Here is a 12,179-nt window from a genome sequence, read left to right on the forward strand (position 1 = left end):
CCCTCCACCCTTTTGGATATTGGAACACTGTGAACCATCCTTCCTCCCCCCCGCCACCGTCGCCATTCTTCAGCTTGGAAGGCTGGGGGATATGATCCTGACAACGCCGCTGTTTCGCGCAGTGAAGGAGTGCTGGCCCGGGGCCGCGCTGACGGTGATCGCCCTTGAGCATTCCGCGCTGATAGCCCAGCATCACCCTTCGGTGGATGCGGTGGTTTCGGTGCCGTTCGGCATTCTGCAGCTTCCCACACTTGCGCGGCGGCTTCACCGGAAATCGTTCGATCTGTACATTGATCCCAAGGACCACCGCTCCTCAACAAGCCGCGTGGTTGCGGAGTTCATCCGCGCCAAACATCGGGTTGGATGCCGCGCCAACGGCGGGCGGGAGACGTTCGACCAGACGTTCGAGCCGCCGGACCAGCCGCTTCATTACGTTGACAGGATGCTCCGCCCGTTGCAGCTGCTTCATCCCGAACGGAGCTTCGCGCGCCGCCCCTTGCTTGGCGTGCCAACCGAATCGCTGCGTGTGGCCGACGGGCAGATGCTTCCCGGGGAGCATGGGGCAATCGCCATCAATATCTCCGCAGGGTCAACATCGCGGCATTGGGGGCTGGAGCATTGGGAAGAATTGATTGATGAGGTAAGCAAGAAATACAGCGTTGCGGTGATCTCCTCGCCGGAGGATCGGCACCATGCCGATGCCATTTGCTCCACCAGCCGCCAGGCGCGCCCCGTCACCACCAACACCATTCTTGACGCGGCAGCGATTGTTGCCCGCAGCCGTGCGGTCGTCAGCCCCGACACCTCCATCGTGCATATTGCCTCGGCATTTAACCGTCCGGTGGTGGGGTTGTACCCGCCGAACCACGGGAATCTGGCCACGTTCGGCCCGCTATCGGACCGCCAGGCCGTGCTGATGCCCGCGCCCGAGGCGGAGCTTTCCACAATCCCGTTTCGGCAAGTGGTGGAAGGGTTGGGGAAGGTTATGGCGGAAAGGCAATAAAGGAAAAGCGTTTGCGAAATCCACCACACCCACGGCTTGGTAATTTCACTGGCGTAGCCCCCCTTTTCACATCGTTCCCTATTTCACCACCACCACTCCCCTGCTCCATGTTTTTCCGTTGGCGGTGATGGTAAGCTGGTAGCTGCCGGCAGGGATTGATGCGGCGTTCAGCGGAAAGCTCAGCACCCCGGCACCGGCCTTGCCAGCGTACAATTGCAGCACCCGCTGGCCCTGCGCCCCGAACAACTCAACGCGAAGCTCGCTGGCCGCGTGCGGAAGCTGCACCACCACCTGGCCTTCCCCTGCAACCAACGGGTTCGGCTGAAGCGTGGCAGCAATTTCCGTTGTGGCTGGCGTGGCCTCAACTCCGGTTGGGTCGCCACGCTCCTCAATCTCAAATTCATCCATCGCCGCTTCCACCAGCGATGGCCGCTCCAGATCGCTAACCTCTATGCGGAACAGCATCTGCGATGTTAGTTCGGCATAATCGCGGACGCGGTACTCGTAGCGTTTCCACGCGTCTGCCGAGTCGGTGAGTTCGGCGGCCAGGCTCCATGTTTTTCCGTTGTCGCTGGAAAGAAACACCCGCAGCGTGTCGTCAATTCCTTGCAGATTCCCCCCGCGCGAGTACCAGATGTTGGCGGTGATGTAGGGGTCGTACCAGCCCGACAGATCGAACGTTGGCGAGGTCAGGCGGGTGGTTCCGTTGTCAACGTCGGCGGCCCCGATGTTGGTCCCTTCGGTTCCGGTGATGCCGGTAACAAATGCGTGGTCGCCGGGGTCCGCAGTTTGGTCGCTATCGGGTTGGATTTGGGTTTTCCCGCGCCGTGGAATATCGGCAACGGTCCCGATTGGAACGCCCCGCTCCCATCCCCCAGAAACCGCGTCGTCGGAAGCGTCGCCAACGGCCCAGCCCAGGTCAACCTCGGCATTGTCGTGGTATCCACGCTTCAGCCGAACCTCCTGCGTGGTTCCCATTTTCGAACTGAACGGAACCAGCTTGGTTCGGTATCCCCACGCCCCCACAAACAACTGGTAGGTGCTGTCGGACGGGAGCGAAAATGTTTGGAATCCATTGGGGGAAACGCCCTCGGCAAAGGAGCGTTCGCTTAATCGCCAGCCAACGTTGGGGATTGGCTGGTTGGTGGCATCATCCACCACGCGAAGGGTAAGATCGGCCAGCGGCAGCTTGGATAGATAGATGTCGAACTGCGCCCCCTTAGGGTCCACGTAAAATTTGCCGGAGCGGGGAAGGTAATCTTGGATAGATGCCGACCAATTCAACGAATCGGCTGCGCCGGCAAAAGTGTATCGCCCCAGCGAGTCGGTGATAAGGCGAAGTTTCAGGTCGGTAAGATCAACCCGAGCAAAGGGGATTGGCTTGTTGGTAAGGGCATCAATCACCCGCCCGCTGATCCGCCCTGGCGTTGCGCCGTTGAAGGTGAACACGTGCAAGCCGGTTTGCATATCGCTGCTTAAAATTTTGCCGCTGGGAAGGTACGGGTAGGTCCCCCAGTTCCCGGCAAAAAACTCTCCGGCTTCGGGGTAGGTGTCGTAGTAGCCAACTTGCACCGGGTTGGCGGGATCGGTGATGTCAACAACACGGGTTCCGGCGGTGTACCAGGCGATAAACGCATGGTTCCCCTTGATATGGACGTTGTGGATGATCTCCCCAGGAACCGGGGTCCAATCGGCAACCTTCTTGATGCTTTGGATGTTGGTGCGGTCCCACACTTTCAAGGTTTTTGGGGTGGATCCAACTTCATCGCTGGTCAGGATGTAGCGGCCATCGGTCGTGGCTTCGGCGTTGTGGGTTCCGGCGCCGGGGTATTGAATGTTGGCCACTTGCACCGGGCTTTTGCGGTCTTTTCCCAGATAGACAATGTCCAGCTGGCCATCATTAATTGCGGCGGCGTATAGCGTGTCGTTGCGGACGCTGCAATCGTGCACGTACCGCCCGGTCCATTTCCCCACCAGCCGTGGCCGGGTTGGGTCCACCGAAAGATCAAAGATCAGCGTCCCCTGGTTGGCCCCGGCTTCCACATTGGTTCCGTTCACGTACAGGTGGTTCCCCTCCACCGAAATCGTGTGCGCGGTGCGGAACGCTGCGGTGTCGGCCCGCAGCAGGAAGGCTTTCAGCGGCAGCTGGGTAAGGTCAATAATCTGCAGCCCGCTTCCCCCTTCGCTTACCACGTATCCGTAGGAACCCCAGGTTTTCATTTCGCGCCAAAGGCTTGTTGGGCCGGGGATAAAACTGACTAATTTGAGCGGAGCCTCGGTGACATCAATCACATACGTTCCGGTGAAGCCGCCAAGCAGTGCGTACTCGCGCCCGTCGGGGGCGGCGTAGCCGGTCAGCGCGGAGTAGGTCCCTTGCTTTTGGATATCGGGATCGAGCGTGCCGAACAGCGTGGTGTTGTAGGCCGCAACCGGTTGCGATTGCGCGGCAACGGTTAGAACTCCAAAGAATATCAGGCTGGCAAGAAGGCTTTTCATCTGGGCTTTTGCGTCGGTACGTGTTGTTGAAGGTTCGGGCACATCACTGCTTGCGTGATCCACCGGCGGCAGCGCGGGTATCGGGAAGGAATCTCACGATCTGTTAGCAACCATTTTGGCAATGAAACCCACACTAAGTCGGATGCTTCGCCACGGCGTGATTGCTGTGGTTCGGATGGAAACGCAGCAGCAGGCAGCGCGGGCAATCGAAGCAATGCTGCAAGGGGGAATTTCCATTATTGAGATCACATGGACAACCCCGAACGCTGCGGCGATGTTGCAAGAAATCTCCCAAATCCCGGAAGTAATCCCCGGCGCAGGGACCATCCTGACAGCGGAGGATGCTCGGGTTGCCGCCGCCGCCGGGGCCGCGTTTGTTGCAAGCCCGATGCTTGATCTAGAGGTTATCAACCAAACCGAGCGGCACGGGTTGGTGAGCATGGCCGGGGCATTCACCCCCACGGAAATTCTTGCCGCTTGGCGTGCGGGTGCGGACCTTGTAAAGCTCTTCCCAATGCTCCCCGACCCCGTGAAGCATATCGCCACGCTCCGCGGCCCCTTCCCCGATATTCGGTTTGCGCCGTCGGGCGGGATCACTGAAAAAACAGCGCGCCCACTTCTGCAAGCCGGCGCGGCAATGCTGAATGTGGGAAGCTGGCTAACTCACGAACCCAACGGCAGCGCAAGCCCACCTGCCACCATCACCGAGCGCGCACGGAAATTGATAGAGGCCGTAAGGGCTGATTGAACGCTGGGAACAGCAAATCGCCAGCAGCTGGGCCCCGCCAACGTAGTAGCCCCCTCCCCGCCTCCCCCAATTCTGGGGGAGGAGACCACAGCGGAAGCGTGAAATCCAGAGGGAGCCGACACAAAAGTAGAGACCCATTTCCCCCCAGCATTGGGGGGACGCGTAGCCGCTTGCGGCGAAGCAGGGGGGCGCGATTGAATAATTGCTGGAAACAGCAAATCGCCTGCAGCTGGAATCCAGGCTTACGGCATAAACATATGCGCCCCGCCCTGTGGCAGCCGTGCGATGCCAACATACACCAGCACCGCCACCCCCAAGAACGTCAGCAGCATCACGCGGGCGCGGGCAGCGGGCGCGGTTTTGGTATCTACGCGCCCCTTCATGATGTGCGCAACCGAAAGGGCAATCAGCATGGTGGCAAAATGCTCCCACGTAAACCGTGCGATCGTCACCCCTGCGGCAAGCCGCCAAATCAGCACCACCAGCCCGATTGTTCCCTGAAGGTCCAGCATTCCGATGAACGCCGAGCTGAAGGCGCGATCCCCCTTGCCATACTCCTTCCCTTGCATTGCCGTGATTGCCAGCTTGACGATTGCCAGCACCGCCGCAATGGCCACCAACCAGCGTGTGTGCGAGTGAATCGTAAAAACGAGGTCCATAGTTTTTTCTGAGTTTGAGAACGTGTTTGAGAACGTGAATGATGACCGGCGGAACGGAAGCGGCAGCAAATAACGAATCGCGCAACGGATATGCTACCGCTGCTTCGCAAAAATCTGTGCGAAATACCAAACGCCATCGCTGTTCAACGCCGCGCCGATTCCGGTGGTGGTGAAATCCCCTTCGATGTTGCTGCGGTGGGTGGGGCTGGCAAGCCACAACCGGACGGCGGTGTCGGCAATCGCTTTGGTATCGGAGCACCAGGCAACGTTCTCGGAGATACCGCTGAACGGCACAACCGTGGCAATCGCTTCGGCGCGTTCATCGAAGCCTTCGTGGCCAAACCGGACCGCCCCGCTTGCCATGTTTTCGGAATGGAGTTGCGCCTGCTGGGCAATGGCCGCATCGTACCGAAGCTCGGGAAGCCCCATCCCCTTGCGATGCCGGTTGATCCTCTCCCAAATCTCACGATCAACACCGCTTGGAACATCCGCCGAGCGGCGAATCGCCAATTCTTTTTTTGTGCACCCGCCCAACAGGGTAATCGCTCCAATCCCCACCATAATCAGCAGGAAGAAGAGGTCGAAGAATTTCATTTTAGATATCGGCATCGGTTCTGGGCATTGGTTTGCGCATCTCACCCTTTCACCGCCCCTGCGGTCATTCCCTGGATGATCTGGCGTTGGAACAGCAGGAACAGAACGATCACAGGGATTGCCGAAATGCCGGAGCTTGCCATCAGATGCCCCCAATCAATGGATTGATTCCCCAAGTAAAACGTCAGCCCAACCGGAAGGGTCCGCATCGCTTCCTCGTTGGTGAACAGGAAGGGGAACAAGAAGGTGTTCCAGGTGGTCAGGAACTGGAACACGGCAAGCACCACCAGCATCGGCTTGGACAAAGGCATCACGATCTTGAAGAGAATGCCAAGCTCGGAGGTCCCATCAATCCGCGCAGCGTCCTCAAGCTCCACCGGCAAATTCATGATGTACTGGCGCATCAGGAAAATGCCGAACGGGGTGACAAGGTTCGGCACAATCAAGGCCCAGTAGGTGTTGATCCAGCCGAAACTCACCATCATTCGGTAGAGCGGGATCATCACCACTTGCGGGGGGATCATCAGGACCGCAACCACCGTCACCAGCCAGAACCCTTTCAGCGGAACGCGGCGCCGCGCAAGGGCGTAGGCGGTCATCGTGCAGAACAGGACGTTCCCGGCCATCACCGCCAACGCCACCACAGTCGAGTTCCAGAAATACCGCCCAAACGGGCCGGAGGAGAGGACATCCAGATAGTTCTGGAGCGTGTAGGTTCCGCTGAAGAAGATGCTGATGGAGCTAAAATCGGCGGTGCTTTCCCGAAGCGAAATGGCGATCATCCAGAACAGCGGGAAGAGCATCCCAAGCAGCACCACCACCAGCGTGGTGTGGATCAGGATTCGGGAAAGGAGCGGGGATTTACCGGTAAAGGCCATGCGTGTTGATGTAATGGATCACCGTGTCGGTGGTCATGTATCGGACCGAATGCCCGTGGCGAACGCGCCCGCGAATCTCGGTTCCAGAAATCTCCATCAGCGGCGCGGGAACCGTCCGGTAAGGAACGCCCGGCAGAAGCTCCGGCGGATGCTGGAACCCGGGGCGCAGCCAAACCGCAACGTCGGCAAGCTGTGCGATTGTTTCCGGCTTCCACCACGATGCAAAGTCGCGCGCGTTGTCGCCGCCAATCAGCAACGTCAGCGCGGTGCCGGGAAGCACCTGGCGAAGCTGCTGCAACGTCGTCACCGTAAAGCTGACTCCTTCGCGCTGCAGTTCAAGATCGCTGACAAAGAATCGGGGGTTATCGGCAACGGCAAGCTGCAACATTGCCAAACGGTCCTGCGGCGGGGAGATCATCACCCCCTGCTGCTTGTGTGGCGGCTTCTTTGCCGGAACGAACAGCACCCCCTGCAGCCCAAGCTCGTCGCAGGCGCGTTCGGCAAGCAGAAGGTGGCCGGTGTGGACCGGGTCGAACGTCCCGCCAAACACCCCCACCGAGCGTAGCCCGCACAGGGGCCGCAAGGATTCTTTCCAATCCGGCACGGCGGGCTGATGAAGGTGAGGTTCGGAAATCATGGTTGAAGTTCGGGCTGATTGTTCAGAAAGTTGGCGCAGCCGGGGCCGGGGGAATTGGATGGGCCAGCAGCCACCGCGCCGTGTGCGAGCCTTCGGGAAGCAATCCCCGGTCCGCAACAAGCTGGGCAAGCGATGCGGCATCGTCAACATCGTACCACGGAGGGAGCTGGGCAACGGAGATGTGATGAAGCCTGGCGGCCACCAACGTCTGCCGCAGCAGTTGGTTGGTGCTGTAGGGCATCCCGCGCAGAAGTTCGGGGATCATCCGGTTCATCCCAATCAAGTAATAGCCGCCATCGGTTGCCGGCCCAACCACGGCTGGCGCATCGCGCAAGCTGGCGAAGCCTTCCAGCAAGAACCGGAGCGGAAGCGTGGGGTGGTCCGTCCCAACCACGCAGGCCCTGGCAATCCCTTCGTTGAACGCTTCCTGCAACGCCAACTCCAGACGTTCCCCCAGCCCTGCGCCACGCTGCGGGCGGACCGCCAACCCGTGGAAACCGGCGGCGGCAAGCAACGCCTCCATTGCCGGAATATCAGCCTCTGCGCCCAGATAGATCACCACCTCAATCGGTGCGGGAATGCCCCGGTAGGCGTTGATTGCATCCAGCAAAAACGCGCGGTACAGATCCGCTGCGGCATCGGGCAACAGCGGCGGCGAAAGGCGCGTTTTCACCCCCCCCGCTTTTGGATACTTGGCAAAGACGATCAATCGGGATCGGCCACCTTCTGCTGCCATTTCGGGAACGGTCATTGCACGGTTGGTTCGGCTTCCGGCTGCGGAACTGATTGCGGAACCGGCTGCGGATCTTCTCTGTTTCCACGCTCCCCCTTTTTGGCCTGGCCCCCAGGATTTTGCTGGCCTTTCTTCCCCTCCCCCTGATGCTGGCGTTGCGGTTGCTGCGCTGGCCGCTGTTGCTGTTGGTTGTTGGACCGTTGGTTCGCGGCGCGTTGTTCGTTTTGGCCCGGCTGCTTCTGCTGGGCCGGGCGTTGCTGCGGCTGCTGCGGGCGTTGTTTGTTCGGCGGTTGCTGCTGTTGCGCGCGTTCTTCGCTTCGTTCTTCCTTGCTTCGTTCTTCCTTGCCGCGTGGCTTTCCGCCGTGCGATTTCTGCTCGTTCGGCTTCTGCTCCCTTTTCTCCTTTTTCTCCTGCTTCTCATTCCTGGCGTTCGCCGGCGTTGGCGGCGTTGCTGGGGGCGGAGGGGGCGTTTTTTGCTGTTCGATGAAATCGGCAAGGGTGATGGTCTCCCAGCCGTCGGGGTGATGGATCACCAGCTGGTCGCGGAAGATGTCAATCTTGTGAAGCACCCCTTCCCCTTTATGTGTTTTGACGGTGGCCTCAATCGGGGGGAAGCGTTTCAGGGCCTCCACGTAGTGGTCCACTTCGTAGAGCAAGCAGCATTTCAGGCGGCCACATTGCCCGCTCAGCTTGGTTGGATTTGGCTGGATATGCTGGGCGCGTGCGTGGTCCAGGGTGATATGCTCGTACCGGCCCAAGTGGGTTGTGCAACACAGCTGCAACCCGCAAATGCCCACGGTCCCCAGCCGCTTTGCTTCGTCGCGTGCGGGGATCTGCCGAAGCTCGATTCGGGTGTGGAAATTTGCGGCAAGGTCCCGCACCAGCTCGCGGAAATCCACACGGCCATCGGCAAGGAAGAAGAAGGTGATGCGGTGGTGGTCGAACTGCCATTCGGCATCCACAAGCTCCATCGGCAGCCGGAAGAACTCCACGCGGGCGCGGCAAAGTGCCAGTGCTTCCTTCTCCTGCTTGCGGTTGCTGGTGTGGCGTTCAAGGTCGCTGGCATCCCCCTTGCGAACCATTGTGGGAAGCGGCTCGCCGGAAAGTTTTTTGGCTTTCCGTTTTACGTGGACCAGGGACCCGGTCATCGAGACGAACCCGGCATCAAGGCCGCGTTCGGTTTGGACCACCACAAGGTCGCGAACCTTCAGCGGGGTTTCATCCTGGACCTCGATAAACTCCCGCCGCGCGCCGCGGAACTCCACTTCAATAATCCGGCGCGAGTCGTTGTAGTTGAACTGGTTGGCAATCAGTTGGATAATCTGAACCCCTTCCACCCCTCCGGTTCCGCACGATGCGCCGCAATCGCCGCAGCCATTCTCCCCTTTTCCGCAATTGTGGGTGCAGTGCGATTCCCTTCCGCGAAGCCCGGGGGCGATTTTTTGCTCGGCCAGGGTTTCCGGCCGTTCGGTTGTTGGGGTTGTATGCTGGGGAGCGTTGGATTGTCCCATGAACTGGTTAAAAATGTGAACAGAAGAGCGTGGGCGAAGGCGTTAGGACCAGAGTGAGTGAAGCTGAAAATGATAGCCAACAGCGGGAACCACTGTTGTTCCGAATGAACAGTACGAAGGACAGATCACGAGTAGCAGATTGATTCCATACGGAGCGCAAGCACGATAAACGCAAGCTGGGACTGGGCATTTCCACGAACCGCCCCGATTGCTTCCTCAACCGAACGGATCAACCGGTCGGTGGAAGCGTTGGCAAACTTACTATTGAAGCTCTGAATATCTTTCACTTGATCTTGATTCACCACAGATTCTTCGCGCCCGGTAAGCCGCAGCAGCATTGCGTCGCGGAACCAAAGGAGCAGAAGCATCAGGGTCCGCTCAAGGCTGCGGCGGTCGGTTCCGGTGGTAAGCCGCTCCACCTCGGCAAACACCGCCATGGGGCTACGTTTCAGCGCGGCACGCAGGAAGGAGACGACATCGAACCGAAGCTGCTGAAGGTCGCTGTTGGTTAGCTCCACCGCACGGCTGTAGCTTCCTTCGGCCAGCTTGCTTAGCAGCAGGGCATCTTTGCGGGGGATGTTGTTTCGGGCAACCAATGCTTCGGCGATTTCGGCATCGGTCAGCATATCGAACCGAACTTCTTGGCAGCGGGAAAGGATGGTTTGCAGAAGCTGCTCCTTGTGGCTGCTGGTAAGGATCAGCAAGGTGTTTGGCGCGGGTTCCTCAAGGGTTTTCAGGAAGGCGTTGGCGGCCTCCTCCCCCATCTGGTGCGCCTCGCTGATGATGACGATCCTCCAGCCCGGCTCGGTGGCGGCAAAGGCGATGTCCCGTTTCACCTCGCGGATGCTGCTGATCTTGATCTGCTGGGCACGCGGGATGGTGATGTTGTGGTACGGGTTTGCAGCCTTCAGAGCCACTTGTTCTTGGATTTGGGAGATTTCGCCATCGCTCAGTTTCAGCAATGGGGAATCGGCGCGGCCATCCTCCCCTTTCCCCGTTGGAAGCGCGAACACAAACCGGACGTTGCTGTGTTGCAATGCGGCAACGTTTTGGCAGTTGCGGCAGTTGCCGCAGGGGGTTGCTTGCGGGCCAAGCTGTTGGCAGCGGAGGGCTTTTGCAAGCTCAATGGCCGCAGCATCTTTGCCGACCCCTTCGGCCCCGGTAAACAGGTAGGCATGGGGAACCCGTCCGCCGGTAATTGCTGCCCGCAGAAGGTTTTTTGCCCGTGTTTGCCCGATGATAGAATCCCACGCCATAGAATTGCGGGCCGCAATGTAGAGAAGCGGGGTGGTGTGTGCAAGAAGTGGGGGGAAGAATCGGCATGAAGCAAGCAACGGCAGAACCCATTACCTGAGCCTGCCGTTGCCATTATTGGATGCTTATTCCTTGCAGTGCTTTTACCGCGCCACCACAATTTTTTCCACCACTCGTTGCTGGCCAAGCATCAACTCTACGAGGTAGGTTCCTGGGGGAAGTTCGGCGGCGTTGAACTCCGCAGCGTAGCGGCCAATCTCCATCCATTGCTTTGGCACCACTTCCGCCATCTGCCGACCCACGGGATTGAACACCCGCACGCTTGCGTACCCAGGCTTCGGAATGCTGAACCGGAGTTCCGTGGTCCCAGTGAACGGGTTCGGCTGCGCCGAGATGCGAGCCTGGGCGGTGGTTGTTGTTCCTTCCCGGCGGAGCTTTCCTAAGCCGCCACGGGCTTCCACATAGGTTGCGACCTCCGTCACCGGATACATGGACCCCAGCGACAACGGCTGCCACCAACGGGAGATCGCTGGGAAGGAGTCCGCCTCAATCCGCAACCGGACGTAGTAGCTGCCGGAAAGAAGGTCCAGCGTGTCCTGCAACTGGGCGTTGTATGCCGTATCTGTTTTCGAGACACAAAACGAATCCAACTGCGCCACCGCTTGGTGGTTGCTGGCGTTGACCACTTCGGCAATCAAACACAGGCTGTAGCCGTGGGCATAGGCCGTGTCCCCACGGAACATTCCGCGTAGCTCGCAGCCAATCACGGCGGTATCGTGGGCGAAGAACACGTTGCTTCGGAACAGGTCTTGCACGCTTGCAATGCTGTTGGTGAGTAGGTGGGCGGTGTCGCGCTGGACCATCCCCAAGCCCCAACTTGCGCTATCGGTTGCCACCCAGGGGTCGGCCATCTGAACAGCTAAGAACGCCCGTGCGGTGTCATCCACCATAACCTCCACTTCCCGCCCCGTGGCGATGTACTCCTGCGGGCGCTGGCGTGCCATAAACTCCCGCGTGGCTTGCAGCAGGCTGTCAGGCGTTGGCTTGTAGGCTTCGTAGAGTGTTCCCTGCCTTCCGGCTTGGCGTAGTGGCGATGAGGAAGCCTGGGGCCACGCGCCGCTGTACACAAACTTCCGCAATGCCGTTGGCTGGCCAAAACCGAAGGGAACCGAGACGTGTTGCATCCCTTCAACGGAGAGTATTCGCGGCTCATCATTCATCGTGTTTCCAACGATGCTAAATCGGGTTGTGTCGCTTTGGTGATCCTGCGTTGCCGACTCATTTGCCGAGCCGATATTCGGCCAAGCGAACCACGCGCTGTAGATGTACTGGACAGTGGTGTACCACCAGTTTGGGAAGAGTACTGGGAATTTCTGAATCGCCCCAACCGGATAGGAAAACTGGATCCAATCATGCTGCGGTTCCCAGGGGTAAATGGTGTCCTGGCGAAGCCGTGTCTCGGTTGCCATGCCTATATAATTGATGGAGGTAACGTTCATAAACGTGGTGTCGTCGTTTGGGCTAATGTAGGTTGGGCTCCAATCCACACTCTCCCAGGTTACTCCTTCCTGCACGGTTCCCAAGTAGAATTGGGTTTGGTCAATCGAAGGATGAAAGTTCGATCCCCCTTGCGAAATGTCTTGCACACCACTCCATCCGGCACCTC

11 protein-coding genes are annotated in these 12,179 nt (G+C 59.3%); 2 read left to right on the forward strand and 9 right to left on the reverse strand.

The annotated features are described in order from the left end of the window. Positions 1 to 19 precede the first annotated feature (19 nt). Complete coding sequence (locus IPM61_15655; protein MBK8912746.1) at positions 20 to 1,003, forward strand: glycosyltransferase family 9 protein; 984 nt, start codon at positions 20 to 22, stop codon at positions 1,001 to 1,003. A 78-nt stretch (positions 1,004 to 1,081) separates the two neighbouring features. Here the strand turns inward: IPM61_15655 and IPM61_15660 are convergent, their stop codons facing one another. Continuing rightward, positions 1,082 to 3,541, reverse strand: a complete 2,460-nt coding sequence (locus IPM61_15660; protein MBK8912747.1) for a choice-of-anchor B family protein — start codon at positions 3,539 to 3,541, stop codon at positions 1,082 to 1,084. Positions 3,542 to 3,620: 79 nt separating this feature from the next. Here IPM61_15660 and eda point away from each other — a divergent pair, with 79 nt between their 5' ends. Then, on the forward strand, positions 3,621 to 4,247 hold the full coding sequence (gene eda, locus IPM61_15665; GenBank protein ID MBK8912748.1) for a bifunctional 4-hydroxy-2-oxoglutarate aldolase/2-dehydro-3-deoxy-phosphogluconate aldolase: 627 nt from the start codon (positions 3,621 to 3,623) through the stop codon (positions 4,245 to 4,247). A gap of 242 nt (positions 4,248 to 4,489) precedes the next feature. Here eda and IPM61_15670 read toward each other — a convergent pair whose 3' ends face one another. The 8 genes from IPM61_15670 to IPM61_15705 form a co-directional block, all read right to left on the reverse strand. Beyond that, on the reverse strand, positions 4,490 to 4,906 hold the full coding sequence (locus IPM61_15670) for a hypothetical protein (protein ID MBK8912749.1): 417 nt from the start codon (positions 4,904 to 4,906) through the stop codon (positions 4,490 to 4,492). A gap of 93 nt (positions 4,907 to 4,999) precedes the next feature. After that, positions 5,000 to 5,515, reverse strand: a complete 516-nt coding sequence (locus IPM61_15675; protein MBK8912750.1) for a CAP domain-containing protein — start codon at positions 5,513 to 5,515, stop codon at positions 5,000 to 5,002. Positions 5,516 to 5,541: 26 nt separating this feature from the next. Then, positions 5,542 to 6,378, reverse strand: a complete 837-nt coding sequence (locus IPM61_15680; protein ID MBK8912751.1) for a carbohydrate ABC transporter permease — start codon at positions 6,376 to 6,378, stop codon at positions 5,542 to 5,544. Continuing rightward, complete coding sequence (gene nadD, locus IPM61_15685; GenBank protein MBK8912752.1) at positions 6,362 to 7,015, reverse strand: nicotinate (nicotinamide) nucleotide adenylyltransferase; 654 nt, start codon at positions 7,013 to 7,015, stop codon at positions 6,362 to 6,364. Before nadD ends, IPM61_15680 begins: the two co-directional genes overlap by 17 nt. A gap of 22 nt (positions 7,016 to 7,037) precedes the next feature. Further along, complete coding sequence (locus IPM61_15690; GenBank protein MBK8912753.1) at positions 7,038 to 7,766, reverse strand: TIGR04282 family arsenosugar biosynthesis glycosyltransferase; 729 nt, start codon at positions 7,764 to 7,766, stop codon at positions 7,038 to 7,040. Continuing rightward, entirely contained in the window at positions 7,763 to 9,259 is a 1,497-nt protein-coding gene (locus tag IPM61_15695; protein MBK8912754.1) for a hypothetical protein, read from the reverse strand. The genes IPM61_15690 and IPM61_15695 overlap by 4 nt, the downstream gene beginning before the upstream one ends. 125 nt (positions 9,260 to 9,384) lie before the next feature. Continuing rightward, complete coding sequence (locus IPM61_15700) at positions 9,385 to 10,515, reverse strand: DNA polymerase III subunit delta' (GenBank protein MBK8912755.1); 1,131 nt, start codon at positions 10,513 to 10,515, stop codon at positions 9,385 to 9,387. Positions 10,516 to 10,656: 141 nt separating this feature from the next. After that, a complete protein-coding gene (locus IPM61_15705; protein ID MBK8912756.1) occupies positions 10,657 to 12,159 on the reverse strand; it encodes a T9SS type A sorting domain-containing protein in 1,503 nt (500 codons plus the stop codon). Between the last annotated feature and the right edge of the window lie 20 nt (positions 12,160 to 12,179).

Source organism: Chlorobiota bacterium, assembly GCA_016710285.1.
Taxonomy (GTDB): domain Bacteria; phylum Bacteroidota; class Ignavibacteria; order OLB7; family OLB7; genus OLB7.